This is a genomic window from Desulfomonilia bacterium, from assembly GCA_036567785.1.
Lineage (GTDB): Bacteria > Desulfobacterota > Desulfomonilia > UBA1062 > UBA1062 > DATCTV01.
Window position 1 is genome coordinate 73,639 of record DATCTV010000027.1, and the last position, 18,477, is coordinate 92,115.

Here is an 18,477-nt window from a genome sequence, read left to right on the forward strand (position 1 = left end):
CTTAATAATTTATCGGTTTTGAATTTTGGACATTTGTCTCTTTACAAGCAAGTGCTTGTTACGATACGTCCAACAGGATTTTACCGTTAAGGAGAAAACCATGGATCTCAAACAGAGGGCTTTGAAATTTCACAAGGATAACGAAGGGAAAATTGCGCTTCACTGCAAGGTGCCGGTTAAAACAAGAGATGATATGACGCTTGCCTATACGCCCGGTGTCGCCGAACCATGCCTGGAGATACAAAAGGATAATGATACGATTTACGATTACACATCCAAGGGCAACTGGGTGGCGGTAGTTACTAATGGAACCGCGGTCCTGGGGCTTGGAGACATAGGAGCGGGTGCCGGGCTTCCGGTAATGGAAGGCAAGGCCGTTCTTTTCAAGTCGTTTGCCGGGGTTGATGCATTTCCGGTCTGCATAGACACTAAGGATCCGGCGAAAATAATAGAAACCGTAAAATTGATAGAGCCTTCATTCGGCGGCATAAATCTTGAGGATATTAAAGCACCCGAATGCTTTGAGATCGAAGAGAAACTCAAAGAGATATGCAGTATCCCGGTGTTTCATGACGATCAGCATGGAACAGCCATTGTAGCTCTTGCCGGTATAATCAATGCGCTGAAAATAGTAGGCAAGAAATTTCCGGATATAAAAGTTGTGATAAGCGGGGCAGGTGCCTCCGGTACGTCTGTAACGAAACTCCTTATGAGATACGGGACAAGAAATATAATCGCATGCGACCGTAAGGGCGCGCTCTGCCATGGCGAGACCACCGATCCTGTAAAATCAAGACTCGCCGCCATAACAAATCCTGCCAGGGAAAAGGGCCGTCTGGCGGATGTCATAAAGGGAGCAGACGTATTGATAGGCCTTTCTGCGGCAGGACTGGTAACTGCTGATATGGTTAAGACCATGAACAAAGATGCGGTTATCTTTGCAATGGCAAATCCGGTACCGGAAATAATGCCCGAAGATGCTAAGAGAGGTGGTGCACGAGTGATAGGCACGGGCCGTTCCGATTTTCCAAACCAGATAAACAATGTGCTCGCTTTTCCGGGTATATTCCGGGGGGCGCTCGATGTCAGGGCAAGCGATATTAACGAAGACATGAAACTGGCAGCGGCTGAGGCTATTGCAGCGGTTGCACAGTCTGACGGTCTGAGCGAAGAATATGTAATTCCTGAGGCCTTTGACATGAGGATTGCCCCTGCAGTCGCATCGGCTGCGGCCGGAGCCGCAATAAGGACAGGCGTTGCGCGGAGGATTGACATAACGCCGGAAATGGTCAGGTTAAAGACAATCAGGATGCTTGCGGAGTTGAATGAGAGATAAATCAAGTGTATAAGAATTAAGATTTGCATTGCAGTGGACGACTTGTTTCATGCCGTTTGGCTTGGCATGAGAGTTTGGTGGAAAATTCACAAATACATATTGAGGGGTCTTGAGATGAAGAACGGGTTTTTAAAATCATTTCTTTTGTTGTTATGTTTTTTTGCCTTTGCTTGTGTGCCGCCGGTATATACTCCGACCGAAAATTTCAATATAGGAACCTGCCTCGGAAATCCTGATTGCACTCAAACGCTTACTGTGGCACATCGCGGCAATACAAGCTTCATTCCCTATGCTCCTGAGAATACGCTTGCGGCGTATGAGTTTGCATGGAAGATGGGTGCAGACAGCATTGAAGTCGATGTGCAGAGCACAAAGGACGGAGAACTTGTAATAATGCACGACGACACCGTCGACAGAACGACCAACGGCAGCGGGCGTGTTGAGGACATGACTCTCGCCGAGATAAAAGAGCTTAAGGTGATATCCTATAACAAGGATGTTCCTAATCAGCATATACAGACTTTCAGGGAGGCGCTTTCATTCCTGAAAGGCAAGACCATGATCTATGTCGATATCAAAACGACGGATATTGCAAGGCTTGTTGAAGAGATTCAACAGGAAGACATGATAGATTCTTGCTATCTGCTTATCTACAGTGTTGCAGAAGGCTGTGCGGCACGTTCTCAGAATGCCTTCGTATCTCTTCTGGCTGCTGTCCACACAAAAGATGAGGCACAGGAATTCATTGATGCCTTAAGCCCTATTGTCATGTTTGAAATGCTGTATGAAGATATAAAACCTGATGTGGCGGATTTTATCCATTCAAAAGGAATAAAGATACATATGGATGCACTGGGTGAATTTGATATCATGGGGAAATTCGGGTTCAAACTCATGCTGAACAGGGGGGTGGATTCGATACAGAGCGACAGGATCGATATACTTATTCCGTATCTGAGAGGACTTTGATAAATTAACCGCCTGATGTCATTCATTAGAATAACGGGCTATTAATGAGTATTTTTAAATGGAGGTTGTTATGGGGAATATAAAGAGGTTGCAGATAGTCATATCTCTGGCAATGGTTATCATCCTGTGCGGTTGTCCGAAACCGGATTATGAAGGCACATCGCTGATCCCCGGTCCTCTTGAAAAAGGCTATGATGCTGTGCTTGAAAAAAAAGCGGACAGATACGACAGACAGCATCTGATTTTCAATTGCTCAGGGAACGGAATAAACAATGATGTCGTTGTACCTGTTGCAAATATTTCGGACAGGCAGCTAATAAGCGATTTTCTCAGGAATACCGACAGCTGGGATTTTCCTGCATATTCCGGAAAGGATGTATTTGATATTATTCCTGATTACCAGATGACGGCAGGTCTTTATGCAGGAGTAGGCATTGCCGCTGATGCGTACAGGTATGCGGTGCTAAGAGATTCGGGCTATCCGAAAGCGGACGTGGACAGGGCAAGAGAGTTTCTGAAAAGGGATATAGATGGCCTCTTCGTTGCAGTCGAAATAACGGGTGTTCAAGGTGTAATCGCCAGAGGCTTCTGCAGGACTGATATTCCGACTTCTTATAAAACAGCGGTAACGACCCCCCTCTTTGATCCGGAAGGCAATCCTCTTCCTGCGGTAAAGAACAACGGCACCTTAAGGGCTGACAACTCCGTTGATGGAAAGTTTTCAAATTATGTTTGGACTGATTCATGCAGCCGTGACCAGTACATTGGCTGGGCAACTGCCTTTGCCGCCGTATGGGAAGCGGTCAGGGAAGATGATTCGATCCCGAAAGAAACAAAGGACAGACTTCAAATGTACGCAAAAGAGCTCGGTCATTCCCTCATGGTTAAGCGTACGGGCGGGCCTGGCAGCAACGGAAAGGCCTTTGATCTTGAGATTTTTGATGCCGACGGCCGCACGACATACCACGGCTACATCAATGAAAACAACTGGGACAGGATCTATCTCGCCTGGCTTCCTGTAAAGGACGGCTTTTACTCAATGATGGCACTGGGCATTATTGCAGCGCTCGATTATTGTTCCGAGGATCCGGAACTTGACGACTATCTGTATGATGAACTGATTGCCAAGAGGCATCTTGATAATATCGTTGTCTCAAATGTCCTTGGGTACAATCTCAACACAATAACCAATTACAGCGCTACAAATATGGCGTTTCAGGGGGCGCTTCTTGCTGGCCGGTATATAAGCGATGAGAAGGTAAGGGAAAAGGTGAGGTATGCAACCATACAGCATCTTTACAATACGGGCATTTCACATACAAAACCCAAGGAATATTCATACAGCCTTTATGACTTTGTTTATGCCGCCAACTACTCAGGCGCCTCTGCATTCAACAAGATGAAGCAGGCTCCGGATTTTGATGCAGTCAACAGGGGGATAAATACGCTTTATCAGTTCAAGGAGCCGCCTTACTGGGATGAGGCTGTTACCAACTGTGACGATGCAGAAATTGCAAGCTGCGAATGTACACTGAATGACGGAACTCATGTTAAAGTTCTGGGTAATGTCGGAAGAAATGGTGACCTCATTACAGACAAGCCGATCCCTCAAAGCGTAAGGCCACCCAGCAATTACCATTGGAGGTCGAATCCTTATATACCGAACGGCGGCGGCAACGGAAGCTGTCTTCTGCCGGGTGTTGATTTCAGGTTTGCCTACTGGTTCGGCAGGTTCGTCAAATGATTTGGTAACAAGTCCGGTTCGGTTTGAATCCGGCATAACAACGTCAGGCTACGTTGTCATGCCGGAAGAGCTTCACTTCTTGATTTTTATATAAGGGTCATTCTCTGGTTTTAACAGTGAGTTCCATATCTCGTACAGATTCTATGATCACGGTTTCACCCGGCTTTAAACCAGCCGGGCCTTTTGCATTCCAGTATTCACCATGGGTAAATACCTTGCCAGTGCCGTCATCATGCCATTCATATACCTGCGCCTTTTCTCCTGTCATTGCTGCAATGCCTGTTACAGGGTTCTTCCTGTGAGTCTTCAGAACAAGCCATACAAGCGCCGAGAAAGAGACTGCAAAGAAAACAGCTATAGGCAGGATTACACCCCAGGATACCTGCGCAGACATTTCAGGTGTCCTGAAGAGAATGATCGAACCCAGAATCAGTGATATGAAGCCGCCCACTGTCAGCAACCCCATGCTTTGAACCTTCAGCTCGGCGAAGAACAGTATTCCGGAAAGTATTATCAGTGCAACGCCTGCATAATTAACCGGCAGGGCGGAAAAGGCAAAAAACGCCAGGATGATGCATATGCCTCCCAGGATTCCGGGGAGTATTGCGCCCGGGCTGGATAGTTCGAAATATATTCCGGCAAGGCCGATCAGCATAAGGATGTAGGCGATGTTTGGATTTGCAAGGGTGGACAGCAGCCTTGAACGGAAGTTCATGGGGCGCTCCGTCACAGGGGCGCCTTTTGTCTTCAGTGTAAAAGTCATACCCGCTTTTTTTATTGTTTTGCCGTCGATTTTTGTTAGCAGGTCATCAAGGCTGTCTGCAATCAGATCAACGACATGCTTTTCAACAGCTTCTGTTGCCGGAATGGAAACACTCTTTCTTACTGCATCCTCGGCCCATTTTTCGTTTCTTCCTCGTTCTTTGGCGATGCTCCTTGCATAGGCGGATGCGTCATTTGTCACTTTTTCCGTCATTGTATCTGTTTCAGTTTTCTTGTCCTTGTCTCCCTTTTCAATTCCGCCGCCCCCGGGTCCTATTCCGACAGGATGGGCTGCTCCTATGTTCGTTCCGGGTGCCATGGCTGCAATATCTGCAGCCAGGCAGATGAGAGCTCCTGCAGATGCTGCACGGGCACCCTTGGGATATACATAGACAACAACAGGGACGGGTGCGTTCATTTCTTTCTGTATTATGTCCCGCATAGAAGTATCGAGACCTCCTGGTGTATCCAGCCTGATTATAATGGCCTCAGCTTTTTCCCTGACAGCCCTGTCGATGTTTTCTGTGATGTATGAACCGACCGGAGGCGAGATGGCATCCTTGACATCGATCACTATTATATCACCAGCCAGAATTTTTCCGGCTGATAAAAGAATAAAAACAATTGTTAAGAACGTGACGGCTGATTCAGGCCAAGCATTTCCATAACTTTTTTTATGTCTTCCCATGTCTCCCTCTTTTTGGATGGATTCTGAAGCAGGTAACTTGGATGAAATGTCGGCATGACGGTTATACCCATGTAGTTTGTAAAATTACCCCTCAACCTGCTGATCGGGGTAGTAATTCCCAGTAGATTGTGAGTCGAAACCGCTCCGAGTGTGATAATCACTTCAGGCTTGATCAGGGAGATCTGTCTTTTCAGATAGCCGATGCAATTTTCAACTTCATCAGGCAGCGGATTGCGGTTTCCCGGGGGCCTGCATTTTACTATGTTGGCTATGTAAACGTCTTCGCGTCTGAGTCCCATGCCTTTCACTATGATGTCTGTCAGAAGCTGACCTGCAGGTCCGACAAAAGGCCTCCCCGTGTCGTCTTCGACCGCCCCTGGTCCTTCGCCTATGAACATTATCCTGGCATCATGATTTCCTTCACCGAAAACGATGTTTTTTCTTGTTGCAGAGAGCCTGCACAGTGTGCATTCCTGCATTGATTCTCTGACGTTTTCAAGGGTGTCTACTGCTGCATCCTTAGCTTCGAGAGGCTTTTCGGCAAGTGTTGCCGGTTCAGGCATGATTACAAAATCACCTGTCCAGTTCTGTTCGTCCCTTAGTATCTGAGTTAGAGATTCTCTCACAGTCTTTCCCTTACAAGGTCCAATATCTTGTCTGAAAGTCGTGTTTTCTGCATGCCTTCAAACTTGAAATCGCCATCCTGCAAAAGGATTGTTCCTGTGTTCGTATCTGAAGCGAATCCGCTTCCCTCAATGCCGACCCTGTTGGCGACAATCATATCCAGCGATTTTCGTTTCATCTTTTCCGACGCGTTCTCAATGAGGTCATCTGTTTCTGCGGCGAATCCCACAAAGAACCTGCCCTTTTTCATAGGGCCTATAGTATGAAGTATATCCGATGTGGGAGCCATTTCCAGACTGGTCATGGCTGATGCGCCTTTTTTTATTTTTGAACTGCTTATAAACTTTGGCTTGAAGTCGGCAACAGCTGCTGCCATTATGAGAACATCGGCGTTTTCGATGTGGTCTTTTACGGCAGCCAGCATGTCGTCTGCAGACCTGACCTGTATTACATTCGCCCAGGGGGCATAACTGAGATTAACCGGCCCGGAAATAACTGTGACATCCGCTCCCCTCAGGCCGGCTGCTTCGGCTATTGCAGCACCCATTTTTCCTGTTGAGCGGTTAGTAATAAACCTTACAGGGTCGATATCCTCGCACGTCGGCCCGCATGTGAGAAGTATGCGAATGCCCTGAAGATCATGTCTGGTCAGCATCTTTCTGGCTTCGAGGATGATCCTTTCGGGGTCGGGCATTCTTCCTTTGGCATCCCATCCGCATGCCAGCAGCCCTTCATCCGGTTCAAGGATATTTATCCCCCTCTTGGTGAGAATATTCAGGTTGTCCTGCGTAGCCTTGTTTTCCAGCATGTTTACGTTCATTGCGGGGCATACAAGGGCAGGGGCCTTTGTAGCGAGAACAGTGCTTGACAGCAGGTCATCGGCAATGCCGCCCGCCATTTTCGCAATGAAATTTGCAGTTGCCGGCGCGATGATAAAAAGGTCGGCCCTGTCTGCAAGTGCAATGTGTTCGATCTCATATTTCTGCTGATGATCAACGGGAAACATCTTTGAATATACCGGGTGTTTTGAAAGGGTTTGAAGCGTAAGGGGAGTGACGAATTCATGGGCGGAATCAGTCATTATGCAGATTACATCAGCTCCCAGCAGGGAAAGCCCTCTTACAACAAAAGGGGCCTTGTAGGCTGCAATGCCTCCTGTTATTCCATAGATAACCGTTTTCCCGGTCAATTCTTTTTCGTCTGTACAACCCATATCTCAACCCTGGTGTCCATGGGATTCTCTGAAATGAGGATTGATGCGATCTTGTCAGGCTTTGAAAAATACATTTTTATATTGCCCTGGAAGGAATATTCATCAAGTCTGGACCATCCCGCCGAAGGCATTGTCGAACTGAAAAACTTTTCGACTGACTCCCCATCCACTCTGCCTCTTACGACAAGCTGGCCGAATCCGTTGACTATATAGCTCCCCGATGAATCCTTTCCCAGTTCGGCAGGGATAAGTACATCCGCAAAGTCCATGTATGATGGCCCTTTCGGGGCGGGTGCCTGTACTGGTGACTGTTGCGGCAGTTCTCTCGGTTTGACATCGTGGAGTTTTAGGCTGCTGCATCCGGAAACTGAGAAAATCAAGAGGGTTGCTGCAATCAGAATATGTCCAGGTTTCATTGAGCCTCCTTAGTGAAGAAAAGGATTGAATCTTTTTTCTGTGGCGACTGTTGTCGCCGGGCCATGTCCGGGATATACCTGCACAGTATCTCCGAGTGGAAGGATTTTGGTTTTAATCGAGCTTATAAGTGTTTCGTAATCACCGCCCGGGAGGTCTGTTCTTCCTATCGACTGGGCAAAAAGGGTATCACCGGAAAAACATGTTATGCCGTCGGATGCGATTAAAGAAATTCCACCCGGCGAATGTCCCGGCGTATCAAGTACCTTAAGCGAGTATTTTCCGAAATTGATTGCGTCTCCTTCCGAAAGCAGGCGGTCCGGCTCAGGCGGCTGTTCAATCCTTACACCGAACATGCTTCCCATCTTTGAAGAGAATTTCAAAACTGGAAGTTCAGAGGAGTGCATCATGATTTCCGCGCCGGTTGCCTCCTTTATTGCCCCCAGGGCACCTATATGATCAATATGGGCATGTGTGATTACAATGCCAACAATTTTAATGCCTTCGTTCTTAATTTCTCTGAGTATCCTGCCCGCATCACCGCCCGGGTCGAGTACAAGACCTTCTTTGGTTTCTTCATCCCATATTATAAAACAGTTAGTCATGAAATCGGTTACTGTTATATTTTTAAATTGCATTAAATGATTCCTCCTGTGGTGATGAATGTCTTTGAATTAAATATCTTGTTAATGACGAGCATAATACACCACCAAGATGCAGGTCAACAAACATTACATCAAAAACAACACAGGTAAATAATGCCGGAAAAGTAATAAATAAATTATTAACAATGCTTAAAACATTAATTAATGTAAATATAATAACATTAAAAGCAAATTATTGTTGACATTAATGTATATTACAGGTATTCAATGGTGAGTAACTGCTCACCTAATAGATATAAAAGGAGGATTTTATGAAAGTTGGCGTACCTAAAGAGATAAAGAGATTTGAAAACAGGGTTTCCATGACCCCTGACGGCGTGCGTGCATTCAAAGCCGCAGGCCATGATGTGTACGTAGAGAAAGGCGCCGGTGTTGGGGCGCAGATAACGGATGAGATGTATGCAAAGGCAGGGGCTGTCATGATTGGTTCTCATGAAGAGGTATTCGAAGTGGCCGACATGATTTATAAAGTCAAGGAGCCTCTTAAGGAGGAGTATAAGCTTTTTAAGAAAGGCCAGCTCCTTTTCACGTATCTTCATCTGGCGGCTGACAAGGAACAGGCTGTGGCTCTTATGGAAAAAGGGGTTACCGGTATCGCATTTGAAACCATCCAGCTTGAAAACGGGCATCTTCCCCTGCTTGAGCCTATGAGCGAAGTAGCCGGCAGACTGGCGGTGCAGGAAGGTGCGAAATATCTTGAGAAAACATTCGGAGGAAGAGGTATCCTGCTTGGCGGCATTCCGGGCGTCCCAAGGGGAAATGTGGTCATAATCGGAGGCGGTGTTGTCGGTGCCAATGCTACCAAGATTGCCATCGGAATGGGTGCAAGGGTTACATTGATGGACGTGCAGAAAAGCATTCTCCAGAAATATGATGATTTTTACGGAGTCTCGATCGACACCATATATTCGACTCCGGACAACATAGAGCGCTGTATCGAGGATGCCGACCTTGTAATCGGAGCTGTTCTCATTCCGGGCGCGTCGGCCCCCAAACTGATTACCGAAGAGCATGTCAAAAATATGAAAAAGGGCGCAGTCATCGTTGATGTTGCTGTTGATCAGGGTGGTTGCTGTGCATATACAAAGGCTACGTATCACGATGACCCGATATTTTATGTTGACGGAGTCGTCATGTACTGTGTGGCGAATATGCCTGGCGCCGTACCGGTCACTTCGACCTGGGGGCTTTCGCAGGCAACCCTTCCTTACGGATTGAAAATAGCAAGTCTCGGTATAAAGGAAGCTTCTAAAGATCCGGCAATACTCAAGGGGATTAATACATTTGATGGCAATCTGACACATCCTAAAGTGGCTGAAAGCCTGAATATCGATTACAAAAAGATCACCCCTGATTTGCTGTAGATATTTTTGAGAAAAGCGCTTTAATGGATCCGGGGTTCATCTCAGCCGGAGACGGACTCCGGGTTTCTTGTTTCTAAAGGAGGATAAATGGGGCTGCATATTTACATACATATTCCCTACTGTATCAGCAAATGCAGATATTGCGGATTTTCATCGATCGAAAATTCAAATCCGCCACAGGAAAGATATGTTGAGGCAGTTCTTGCAGAAGCTGAGATGTATGCAAACATCCTTTCTGCTGACGACAGTATATCCACTATATATTTCGGTGGAGGTACACCGACGCTTTTTAGTGCACTGTCAATCGGCAAAGTTATCGATGGGTTAAACAGTTTGTGGCAGATTGAAGCCGATTCCGAGGTATCGATTGAAGCGAATCCAGAGACGATTTCAAGAGATCATGCACTTCAGCTTAAAACTGCTGGTGTAAACCGGGTAAGTTTGGGTATTCAAAGTTTTTCAAACAGGCTGCTTGGGTTTCTTGGCAGGGTTCATGATTCGGATAAAGCCATTGATGCTTTCGGATCATTACGGGCAGCGGGCTTTGATAATATAAATATTGACATGATGTACTCCATACCGACCCAGAACCTGTCAGAACTCAAGTTTGATTTGGAGCGAATCACAGAGCTTGATCCGGAGCATGTCTCTGCATATATGTTCAGCCCCGATACCAGATGGGCCCAGACTGTTGGACCTCTTTCTGAGGATCAAATTGAGCGTTTTTTCTACACTGTATTGGAAAAACTGTCTGGCTGCGGATTTAACCAGTATGAAATCTCCAACTTTGCCAGAACCGGATGTGAATGCAGACATAACCTTGCATACTGGAGGTACAGTCCCTATATCGGACTCGGTGCGGCTGCGGTCTCCCGCCTGGACGGCATTCGCAGTACCAATGAAAGTGAACCTGAAAGATATATGTCTCTTGTGCTTGACAAAAAGAGGCCTGTCGTATCCGAAGACATACTTGATGATAATACCATGGATTTCGAGAAAAAGTTTCTTCTGCTCAGGACTGTTTACGGTATACCGGAAGAATTAATGCCAAAGAATATTCCGCCCGGCCTCTTTGAGATAAGAGATGGCAATGCGGTTCTTACCCCCAAAGGGATGCTACTTTCAGACGAGATATTTTCAATGCTTTAGGTCCGAACTATTTCAGATCATACCTGCTGATGGTTACCTTCCGTATGTTGTATGATTTGAGTGAATCATTTAGAAGAATCTCCATCTGATCAGGCCTGAACGATAAACCTTTATTCTGAAGATTTTCAAGAATAGCGGACCTTATTTCGAACATCCTCGCCAGTACATCAGGCTTCTTTTCGGGGGGGAAACTCAGACTGATATCGGCGATCAATATTTTTGATTCTTCCGTGTTTTTGTTTCTGCATACGACTATGAAAGGTTCAAGAGCGATTGTTCCGTTATTTTGTGCCGGGAGAACGGTAACGCTTTTTATGGTGAAGTTCTTCCCGGCTTTTTCCTTTTTCAGAGAATCGATAATATAATATGACATCAGTGCAGTTACAAAAAGGACGAGCAGAACTATTAAAGGTTTTAACCATTTAAGGTTGTCAGATTTATTATTCCCGCTGTCGGTCCCGGTCATTTTGGGGATTCACCAAGAAGCATTTCAATCTTCCTGCCGAGCATATCGGCGGTAAACGGTTTTATTATGAAATCCTGCGATTCAGGATCAAGAAGGCCTGTCATCTCATCGGCCTGTGTTTCTTTCACGACCATAAGAAACGGTATGTCTTTAAGCCCGTCACTGCTTTGTATAACCTTGAGAAGCTCTATGCCGGACATGTCCGGAAGATCATAATCCGATATTATCAATTCCGTCTTGCCCCTGTTTATGATATCAAGACCTGTAGAACCGTCATCCGCTTCAAGTATATTTACAAATCCAAGCTCTAAAAGACAATCCCTGATAATCCTTCTCATGAATGGAAAGTCTTCAATCAGAATTATATTAATATTGCTGTCCATTGTAAGGTCCTGTAACGCCTTGTCTCAAACCTATTCTCTCACTTCTTTGAGTATTTTCTGCATTTTGGAACGAAGTCTGAGTATGGATTTTGTATGTATCTGAGAGACCCTTGATTCGGTAAACTTGAGCACGTATCCGATCTCTTTCATTGTGAGTTCATCATAGTAGTACAGTGAGATGACCATGCGTTCTTTTTCAGGCAATGACTGAATAGCGCGTGCAACCATATCTCTGGCCTCATTGAGCCCCATCTTGTGAGTGGGCCAGTCCTTTTCGTCCTGCATGATAAATTCGAGCAGATTTCTTTTGGAAGAGTCCTGATTGTCCTCTCCAAGGTCATCAAGGCTTAAAAGAGATACCGAAGCGGTCTCGGAGAGAAGGCGGTAAAAGCTTTCCATGTCAACTTCAAGCTCTGTAGCTATTTCTTCGTCATTCGCAGGCCTGCCTAGCGATGACTCAAGCCTTGAATATGCATCCTCAATCTTCCTGGCCTTTTGTCTCACTGAACGGGGGACCCAGTCCATGGAGCGCAATTCGTCGAGCATTGCTCCTCTTATCCTGAATTCTGCGTATGTCTTGAATTTGATATTCTTTGTCGCATCGAATTTTTCCATTGCGTCTATAAGGCCGATGACACCTGCATTTATCAGGTCGTGAATATCGATATGAGGCGGAAGCCTCATCGCAATCCTGCTTGCAATATATTTGATAAGTGGTGCGAATTCATTAATTACTTTCGCGCGTATCTTCGGATCCGTGCGTTCATTGTCTGTCAAGTCAGGAAACGCAATATCCAGCATCATTCATCCTTTTTCACTGCTTTCAATATGTCTCTTGAAGAAAAACTGTAATGTGCCGCTTTCTTGTGGTGCATTAATACTCTCAATTCTTTTTACAATTGCACCCAACCTTTTACTAGCCTCACTGCCCGGATTAATTTCAATAAAAGCCCTCTGTTCTCTTATGCTTTCCGGTATATTTGAATCATGCGGAATACTCCCAAGCATGTCAAGCGCAATATCCCCAAAAAACTTATCACATGCAAAAATTAATTTTCTTATTACCTCCTTGCCCTCATATGCCGAGAGCACGTTGTTAACGATTATTTCGAATCTTTTAATATTGTATCTGGTTCTCATGACCTTGATAAGGGCATATGCATCTGTCAAGGATGTCGGTTCAGGTGTTACGACAACGATGATTCTCTGTGCCGCCGAATTGAAGTAAGTAACATTTCCGGATATTCCGGCACCTGTATCAATGAGCATGTAATCGAAATCGTCATTGAAATTGTCAAGGGCGTTCACTATTGCAAGCTGCTGCTCATAAGACAGTACAGAAAGCTCCTGAATGCCGGAGGAGGCAGGTATAATCCTGATCCCTGACGGGCCTTCAATCATGATATCATTGATATCGCAATCACCATGGAGCAGGTGATTGATATTATATTTTGAAGATAATCCAAGCATAACGTCGATATTTGCCAATCCGAGATCCGCATCAAACACAAGCACTTTTCTGCCCATGGATGAAAGAAGTATCGCCATGTTGGCCACGATGCTTGTCTTTCCGACCCCACCCTTGCCTGATGTGATTGATATCACCTGCGGGGAATTATTCTTTTTCTTCTGCATTAATGTTTCAGGCCTGGGTATCATTTTATCAAGTCCCCTTAGCTGTTATTAATATGTGGTTAACCCAATAAGTCAATCTCAAGATTGTCGGTCATATTGACTGTACATGCAATTAAGATTTGGGTATTTATTTTTTAAAGGATTTTATAAGATTTTAAAAGGGAGGAATTTATGAACTCTCTAACATATCTGAAGAAATTAAATATCAAGGGTGCAGTAAATAATGAATACCTTTATTATGCCTTTGTTAAATGTGACGTACCATGTACGGTGAGAAATGTATGAAACAGATGCTGAAGCTTTATGGAAAATATATTATCAGCAAGCCTCTGGGACTTATTCTGGTTCTGGCGGTGTGTTCTTTGGCAACGGCTCAGCTTGTTATTCTATCGAGCGTATCGGATGCACTGGCAAGTCATAATATTCTGCCTGAATCGGTGAGAACAATAATGGTTTTTCTGAAAAGCGGTATGTCCCAGCAGGATATCCAGAGATTTAACGCCGGATTAAACGGGATCCATGGTGTTGATAAAACCGTGTATATTTCCAGAAAAGATGGGCTCAAAAAGATGAAAGAATGGCTGGGAAACGATAGCGACATCGTATCGGGGCTTGATGCGAACGCTCTGCCGGAAGCATTCGCCGTTGTCCTAAAGGATTCCTATTTGCCGCTGATTGATAATATCGCAGAAAATATTGTGAAATTGCCCGGTATAGAAAATACAAGGTATAACATTGAACTTGCAGCAAAGTCGGCATATTTTCTGAAGAGCTTTTCAGAGCTGTCGAAATATATATTCGGTGTATATGCAATTTGTCTCGGTCTGCTTGTTTTCTGTTCGATCAAGTTGAGACTTGCAAAGAAGGATTTGCTGCTGCCTTATAAACAGAGCCGGCTTACGGTAAACCTGGCGATTATTCTGGAAGGGATATCATATATATTGATATCCGCGGCGGCAGGCAGATATCTTGCTGATATCGCAGCGGGACAGGCGGTTATTTTAGTACCGGAGATAAGATATCTTGTGGCAGTTCAAAACATCAGAGAAGTATTGATCGGAATCGGTTTTTCCGCTTTGTTCGGTATGGCCGGGACGGTCTTTTCCTTAAAGGTGCGGGAGTGAGAATCTGCCTGAGCTTATTCGTATTTATTCTTGTATTCCCTTGCGCCCTCCATCCGGCAAGTCTGGAATCGAAGATCAAGAATCTTGATGAAAAGGCAAAGGTCGCAGATACAAAAAGGGCCGCCGAAGAAAAAAATCTCAGTTCCATTAATTTGAAACTCAGTTCAATGGAGAAAGAAATCTCAAACCTGAAAAAGGTTATCGGGGAGAGAAGAATAAAAATTATTGAGACATCGAACCTGATTATCCTCTATGACAGTGAACTCAGAAAAAATCAGGAAATAATGAGAGACAAGCTCATCGATCTTTACAAGGCGCAGTCTGTTGATTCCCTGAATAGCCCTTCCGGCCGCAGCAATCTTGCCCCTTATGCTGCGGTTTCAATATATGCAAATATCCAGGAGGCGGATAGATACAGGCATATGAAAGAGCTCAAGGAGGAGGCGAAAAGCTCTCTCGAAAAAGAAGAGGCTGCATTAAAAAGCGATATGAAAAAGCTCGATAAAAAGGTTTCCGAGCTTGGCGTCGAGAAGAAGAAAAAAAACGATCTGATAGCCTCACTGAAAAAAGAATCCAGAACATACAAAAGTGAGATTGAAAGGCTGATGCGTCAGCTGACTCAAAGAAAAAAATCGGAATTGATTATTCCGGGAACCGGTCTGGCTAAACTGAAGGGGAAGCTTCCGTGGCCGGTAAAGGGGAAGGTCGTTCAGGGGTTTGGCAGGCATAAGGAAACAGGGATACTGCAGATATCCCAGGGTATTGACATCAAAGCACAGCCCGGCGAAAGGGTAAAATGCATTTATAAGGGCAAAGTGGTTTATTCAGGCTGGCTTGATGTATTTGGGAATACGCTGATTATCGATCATGGGAACGGGTTCCATTCGGTTTACGGTTTTCTTCAGAAAGTAGTCAAGTCAGCCGGCCAGGATGTTGCAGAAAATGAATATATTGCCTTTACCGGTGAGGATGTCACTCCTCCCGGGGCCAATCTTCATTTTGAGATCAGGTATAAAGGCAATGCCCTCGATCCTCTTGACTGGCTTCAAGGAAGATAGTTGTTATTTTACTAAAATCAAGGATATGCTATAGGGCAGCTATCCTTAATATGTAAGGAAAATACAGGAGATTATATGAAAAGAAACAAAAAGCTGTGGACGCTTATCTTTTTATTGATATGTCTTTCTTCGGTCTTGTTTTTCTATAAGGCAAGATTGCTCAGTGCTGATACTCTTAAAATGTATCCTCAGCTCGAAAAGTTCACAGACTGTCTTGAAATAATTGAAAAAAACTATGTCGATACCGTCCCTCCTGAAAAGCTTGTAGAGGGAGCGATAAAAGGCATGATGTCCACTCTTGATCCCCATTCCGCTTATCTTACGAAGGATGCCTATAAAGAGATGCAGATCAGCACCACTGGATCTTTCGGAGGGTTGGGCATAGAAATTGGCATGAGGGACGGGATTCTAACGGTGATCACTCCGATTGAAGGAACCCCTGCGTTTGAGGCTAAAATACAGCCGGGGGACAAGGTTCTTGAAATCGACGGCAAATCCACCTACGAGATGACTCTGGAGGATGCCGTCAAGCTTTTAAGGGGGCCTAAAGGGACAAAAGTTACAATCAAGATACAAAGGGGCATGGATGAGAAACCATTTGATGTTACTATAACAAGGGCCATCATTCATATTGAAAGCGCAAAATCGATGATGCTCGAACCGGGATACGGCTATATAAGAATAAGACAGTTCCAGACCGATACGACGGAATCGATTAAGAAAGCTCTTGTCACCATGGTGCCATTGAAGGGTCTTATCCTTGATTTAAGGTATGACCCGGGTGGATTGTTAAGTCAGGCTGTAGATGTGAGCGACCTCTTTCTCGATGAAGGTAAAAAGATCGTCTATACTTCAGGCAGGGCGCAGGAAGACAAGAAAGAGTACATATCCAAAAAGGGAGACAAGGCATACGAGGATTTTCCGATAGTTGTTCTGATTAACGGCGGTACCGCGAGTGCGGCAGAGATTGTTGCGGGTGCGCTTCAGGATAACAAACGCGCGGTGGTTTTAGGGACAAAAAGTTTTGGCAAGGCTTCCGTGCAGGTTATAAGGCCCTTATCCGACGGTTCAGCTCTGAAGCTTACTATTGCCAGATATTATACGCCATCAGGCAGGGATATCCAGGCAACCGGCATTATTCCCGATATCGTACTTGATCAGACCATAAAGGATTCGGCGGAAAAAGGAGATGAAGACGGCGAGCTGAAATTCATAAGGGAGAAAGATCTTAAACAGCATCTTGAGCCATCCGGAAAAAAGGATGACTCGAAAGAGGATCCTGCTCAGAATCTGCTGAAAAATGACAATCAATTGAAATATGCCCTGGATATTTTAAAGTCCTGGAGGGTTTTCAGTACAGTACAGAAAACTTCATGAGCAAAACTGCCAAACGGAAAAATATCATACTGGCAGTAATAGCTGTCATAGCTGTTGCTGCTGGTTTGATATTATTACTTGAAAGAGGGCTGCAGAAAATTCAGGAACCGGCTCATAATATACCCTCAAAACCCGTTATTAAAGGAGTGGATCCTCTTCTGGCGATCAAGGGTTGCCTTTTCGATATGGGAGTTACCAGAGGAGATGCCGAGTTCAGCGGGGATAAGATTATCGTTAAGGTAAAAGAAAAAATTCCTGAAGACAGGCTTGAAGAATTCTTTAAGCCCATGAAGAAGATTGGCAGAATTGAAATAAGGGATGATAAACATGTCATTATTGTTATGGACAGCCGCAGGTGGGAAATTGAAATTGTTTATCCTTCCGAGGCTGAACCGGCAATACCCGAAGTCATAAAACCGGGTATTGGGAAAAAGGCCAGAATAGCAATTATCATAGATGATATGGGTTTGAACCTTAAAGCTGCGTCCCGTCTGGCGCAAATTGATCGTGATCTGAGTTTCTCGGTTCTGCCTTACACTGAAAAGTCCAAAGAAGTTGCGTCTTACCTTCATTCAAGAGGGTGTGACGTGCTCGTGCATGTTCCCATGGAAGGCGTGCCCGGCAAAAACCCTGGCAGGGGGGCCATATTATCGGATATGGATAAGGACGAGGTGCTTGCAGTGCTTGAGAAAGATTTAAACAATATTCCTTATGCAATCGGCGCCAGTAATCATATGGGGTCCAAAATAACACAGGACAGAGATAAGATGACCGTGATTATTAATGAGCTTAAAAGAAGGGATATGTTTTATATCGACAGCATGACTTCACCTAATTCCATATGTCTGGATGTCTCAAAAGATGCGGGGGAACCTTTTGCCAGACGTGATGTTTTTCTGGATAATGAATTGAACGAGGTGTACATAACAGGCCAGCTAGACAGGCTCAAAAGAATTGCAATGAAAAACGGATACGCGATCGGCATATGCCATCCGCATGAAGAGACAATAGCGGTACTCGAGAAGGAAATTCCAAGACTGAGGGCTCATGGAATCGAACTTGAACCTGTTTCAAAATTTGTAAAAAAAAGATAAGGTCTCTTTCAACCCTTTAAAAGCTTTTCCCTTAGTTCATAAGTAAGTATTGTTCCCCTTTTTGGAGATGCTGTTTTTTCCATGGGTTCGGTTTCATCGGGATATAACAGGTCCATTCTGGTTATCTCGCCGTTTGTTATTTGTTCTATGCGGGAAGCAATCTCAAGGCTTGGTTTTGTTTTTCCGGAAAGAATCATGGAGAGTGAACTTGGTTTTATTCCTATTGTGTCTGCCATATCTTTCTGGTGGATGCCCTTGAGTTGAAGCCATGTTTTAAAGTGCATAAATTCTCCTGTCTTTAATAGATGATTTGTTAAAACTTAAGCAAAGCCAATGTATATTGTCAATGTTGCTTTTGAACGCAATCTGTTAACAAAAGAAACATTGCATTGTGCATATTTATGTTATACGA

At 44.8% G+C, this 18,477-nt stretch carries 19 protein-coding genes; 9 read left to right on the forward strand and 10 right to left on the reverse strand.

Features of this window, described 5'->3' with window-relative positions; all coding sequences use genetic code 11:
• Positions 1–100 precede the first annotated feature (100 nt).
• The 3 genes from VIS94_05775 (at position 101) to VIS94_05785 (ending at position 4,049) form a co-directional block, all read left to right on the forward strand.
• Positions 101–1,336: a malic enzyme-like NAD(P)-binding protein gene (locus VIS94_05775; GenBank protein HEY9160574.1), complete on the forward strand. Its 1,236-nt coding sequence runs from the start codon at positions 101–103 to the stop codon at positions 1,334–1,336.
• 114 nt (positions 1,337–1,450) lie between these two features.
• On the forward strand, positions 1,451–2,305 hold the full coding sequence (locus VIS94_05780; GenBank protein HEY9160575.1) for a glycerophosphodiester phosphodiesterase family protein: 855 nt from the start codon (positions 1,451–1,453) through the stop codon (positions 2,303–2,305).
• A 70-nt stretch (positions 2,306–2,375) separates the two neighbouring features.
• Positions 2,376–4,049, forward strand: coding sequence for a hypothetical protein (locus VIS94_05785; protein ID HEY9160576.1), 1,674 nt, complete (start codon positions 2,376–2,378; stop codon positions 4,047–4,049).
• Positions 4,050–4,146: 97 nt separating this feature from the next.
• On the opposite strand, the gene VIS94_05790 is transcribed toward VIS94_05785, so the two are convergent.
• Genes VIS94_05790 through VIS94_05810 form a run of 5 tightly spaced genes read right to left on the reverse strand, consistent with a single transcriptional unit; the run spans position 4,147 to position 8,388 of the window.
• Positions 4,147–5,499 (reverse strand): nodulation protein NfeD, encoded by a 1,353-nt coding sequence (locus VIS94_05790; protein HEY9160577.1) that lies wholly within the window; start codon positions 5,497–5,499, stop codon positions 4,147–4,149.
• Entirely contained in the window at positions 5,439–6,125 is a 687-nt protein-coding gene (locus VIS94_05795; GenBank protein HEY9160578.1) for a uracil-DNA glycosylase, read from the reverse strand. Before VIS94_05795 ends, VIS94_05790 begins: the two co-directional genes overlap by 61 nt.
• Positions 6,122–7,336, reverse strand: a complete 1,215-nt coding sequence (coaBC, locus tag VIS94_05800) for a bifunctional phosphopantothenoylcysteine decarboxylase/phosphopantothenate--cysteine ligase CoaBC (protein ID HEY9160579.1) — start codon at positions 7,334–7,336, stop codon at positions 6,122–6,124. Before coaBC ends, VIS94_05795 begins: the two co-directional genes overlap by 4 nt.
• A complete protein-coding gene (locus VIS94_05805) occupies positions 7,309–7,752 on the reverse strand; it encodes a hypothetical protein (GenBank protein HEY9160580.1) in 444 nt (147 codons plus the stop codon). The genes coaBC and VIS94_05805 overlap by 28 nt, the downstream gene beginning before the upstream one ends.
• Before the next feature lie 9 nt (positions 7,753–7,761).
• Positions 7,762–8,388 carry an MBL fold metallo-hydrolase gene (locus tag VIS94_05810; GenBank protein ID HEY9160581.1) on the reverse strand — a complete coding sequence of 209 codons (627 nt, stop codon included), beginning with the start codon at positions 8,386–8,388 and terminating at the stop codon, positions 7,762–7,764.
• A gap of 278 nt (positions 8,389–8,666) precedes the next feature.
• Here VIS94_05810 and ald point away from each other — a divergent pair, with 278 nt between their 5' ends.
• Together ald and hemW are read left to right on the forward strand one after the other, a co-directional pair.
• A complete protein-coding gene (gene ald, locus VIS94_05815) occupies positions 8,667–9,779 on the forward strand; it encodes an alanine dehydrogenase (protein HEY9160582.1) in 1,113 nt (370 codons plus the stop codon).
• An 87-nt stretch (positions 9,780–9,866) separates the two neighbouring features.
• Positions 9,867–10,928, forward strand: coding sequence for a radical SAM family heme chaperone HemW (gene hemW / locus VIS94_05820; GenBank protein ID HEY9160583.1), 1,062 nt, complete (start codon positions 9,867–9,869; stop codon positions 10,926–10,928).
• Between the two features lie 7 nt (positions 10,929–10,935).
• On the opposite strand, the gene VIS94_05825 is transcribed toward hemW, so the two are convergent.
• The 4 genes from VIS94_05825 to VIS94_05840 are packed head-to-tail and all read right to left on the reverse strand — an operon-like array spanning position 10,936 to position 13,436.
• Positions 10,936–11,394 carry a hypothetical protein gene (locus VIS94_05825; protein HEY9160584.1) on the reverse strand — a complete coding sequence of 153 codons (459 nt, stop codon included), beginning with the start codon at positions 11,392–11,394 and terminating at the stop codon, positions 10,936–10,938.
• A complete protein-coding gene (locus VIS94_05830; protein ID HEY9160585.1) occupies positions 11,391–11,777 on the reverse strand; it encodes a response regulator in 387 nt (128 codons plus the stop codon). Before VIS94_05830 ends, VIS94_05825 begins: the two co-directional genes overlap by 4 nt.
• A 30-nt stretch (positions 11,778–11,807) precedes the next feature.
• The gene (locus tag VIS94_05835) at positions 11,808–12,581 is read right to left on the reverse strand and encodes a FliA/WhiG family RNA polymerase sigma factor (GenBank protein HEY9160586.1); all 774 of its coding nucleotides are present in this window, start codon (positions 12,579–12,581) and stop codon (positions 11,808–11,810) included.
• Positions 12,582–13,436, reverse strand: a complete 855-nt coding sequence (locus tag VIS94_05840; GenBank protein HEY9160587.1) for a MinD/ParA family protein — start codon at positions 13,434–13,436, stop codon at positions 12,582–12,584. It lies immediately after the preceding gene.
• Positions 13,437–13,693: 257 nt separating this feature from the next.
• Here VIS94_05840 and VIS94_05845 point away from each other — a divergent pair, with 257 nt between their 5' ends.
• The 4 genes from VIS94_05845 to VIS94_05860 all read left to right on the forward strand — a co-directional run bounded on the left by VIS94_05845 (position 13,694) and on the right by VIS94_05860 (position 18,065).
• Complete coding sequence (locus VIS94_05845) at positions 13,694–14,536, forward strand: permease-like cell division protein FtsX (GenBank protein ID HEY9160588.1); 843 nt, start codon at positions 13,694–13,696, stop codon at positions 14,534–14,536.
• Complete coding sequence (locus VIS94_05850; GenBank protein HEY9160589.1) at positions 14,533–15,594, forward strand: peptidoglycan DD-metalloendopeptidase family protein; 1,062 nt, start codon at positions 14,533–14,535, stop codon at positions 15,592–15,594. Before VIS94_05845 ends, VIS94_05850 begins: the two co-directional genes overlap by 4 nt.
• Positions 15,595–15,669: 75 nt before the next feature.
• Positions 15,670–16,971: a S41 family peptidase gene (locus tag VIS94_05855; protein ID HEY9160590.1), complete on the forward strand. Its 1,302-nt coding sequence runs from the start codon at positions 15,670–15,672 to the stop codon at positions 16,969–16,971.
• A complete protein-coding gene (locus VIS94_05860; GenBank protein HEY9160591.1) occupies positions 16,968–18,065 on the forward strand; it encodes a divergent polysaccharide deacetylase family protein in 1,098 nt (365 codons plus the stop codon). The genes VIS94_05855 and VIS94_05860 overlap by 4 nt, the downstream gene beginning before the upstream one ends.
• A gap of 8 nt (positions 18,066–18,073) precedes the next feature.
• On the opposite strand, the gene VIS94_05865 is transcribed toward VIS94_05860, so the two are convergent.
• Positions 18,074–18,349: a helix-turn-helix transcriptional regulator gene (locus tag VIS94_05865; GenBank protein HEY9160592.1), complete on the reverse strand. Its 276-nt coding sequence runs from the start codon at positions 18,347–18,349 to the stop codon at positions 18,074–18,076.
• Positions 18,350–18,477 lie beyond the last annotated feature (128 nt).

What these genes read in the sequence shown, in the direction of transcription:
- VIS94_05785 (HEY9160576.1), top strand. Translation starts at nt 2,376, where the DNA reads ATGGGGAATATAAAGAGGTTGCAGATAGTCATATCTCTGGCAATGGTT.
- VIS94_05790 (HEY9160577.1), bottom strand. Translation starts at nt 5,499, where the DNA reads ATGGGAAGACATAAAAAAAGTTATGGAAATGCTTGGCCTGAATCAGCC.
- hemW (HEY9160583.1), top strand. Translation starts at nt 9,867, where the DNA reads ATGGGGCTGCATATTTACATACATATTCCCTACTGTATCAGCAAATGC.
- coaBC (HEY9160579.1), bottom strand. Translation starts at nt 7,336, where the DNA reads ATGGGTTGTACAGACGAAAAAGAATTGACCGGGAAAACGGTTATCTAT.
- ald (HEY9160582.1), top strand. Translation starts at nt 8,667, where the DNA reads ATGAAAGTTGGCGTACCTAAAGAGATAAAGAGATTTGAAAACAGGGTT.
- VIS94_05805 (HEY9160580.1), bottom strand. Translation starts at nt 7,752, where the DNA reads ATGAAACCTGGACATATTCTGATTGCAGCAACCCTCTTGATTTTCTCA.
- VIS94_05855 (HEY9160590.1), top strand. Translation starts at nt 15,670, where the DNA reads ATGAAAAGAAACAAAAAGCTGTGGACGCTTATCTTTTTATTGATATGT.
- VIS94_05845 (HEY9160588.1), top strand. Translation starts at nt 13,694, where the DNA reads ATGAAACAGATGCTGAAGCTTTATGGAAAATATATTATCAGCAAGCCT.
- VIS94_05825 (HEY9160584.1), bottom strand. Translation starts at nt 11,394, where the DNA reads ATGACCGGGACCGACAGCGGGAATAATAAATCTGACAACCTTAAATGG.
- VIS94_05775 (HEY9160574.1), top strand. Translation starts at nt 101, where the DNA reads ATGGATCTCAAACAGAGGGCTTTGAAATTTCACAAGGATAACGAAGGG.
- VIS94_05810 (HEY9160581.1), bottom strand. Translation starts at nt 8,388, where the DNA reads ATGCAATTTAAAAATATAACAGTAACCGATTTCATGACTAACTGTTTT.
- VIS94_05840 (HEY9160587.1), bottom strand. Translation starts at nt 13,436, where the DNA reads ATGATACCCAGGCCTGAAACATTAATGCAGAAGAAAAAGAATAATTCC.
- VIS94_05780 (HEY9160575.1), top strand. Translation starts at nt 1,451, where the DNA reads ATGAAGAACGGGTTTTTAAAATCATTTCTTTTGTTGTTATGTTTTTTT.
- VIS94_05860 (HEY9160591.1), top strand. Translation starts at nt 16,968, where the DNA reads ATGAGCAAAACTGCCAAACGGAAAAATATCATACTGGCAGTAATAGCT.
- VIS94_05835 (HEY9160586.1), bottom strand. Translation starts at nt 12,581, where the DNA reads ATGATGCTGGATATTGCGTTTCCTGACTTGACAGACAATGAACGCACG.
- VIS94_05830 (HEY9160585.1), bottom strand. Translation starts at nt 11,777, where the DNA reads ATGGACAGCAATATTAATATAATTCTGATTGAAGACTTTCCATTCATG.
- VIS94_05865 (HEY9160592.1), bottom strand. Translation starts at nt 18,349, where the DNA reads ATGCACTTTAAAACATGGCTTCAACTCAAGGGCATCCACCAGAAAGAT.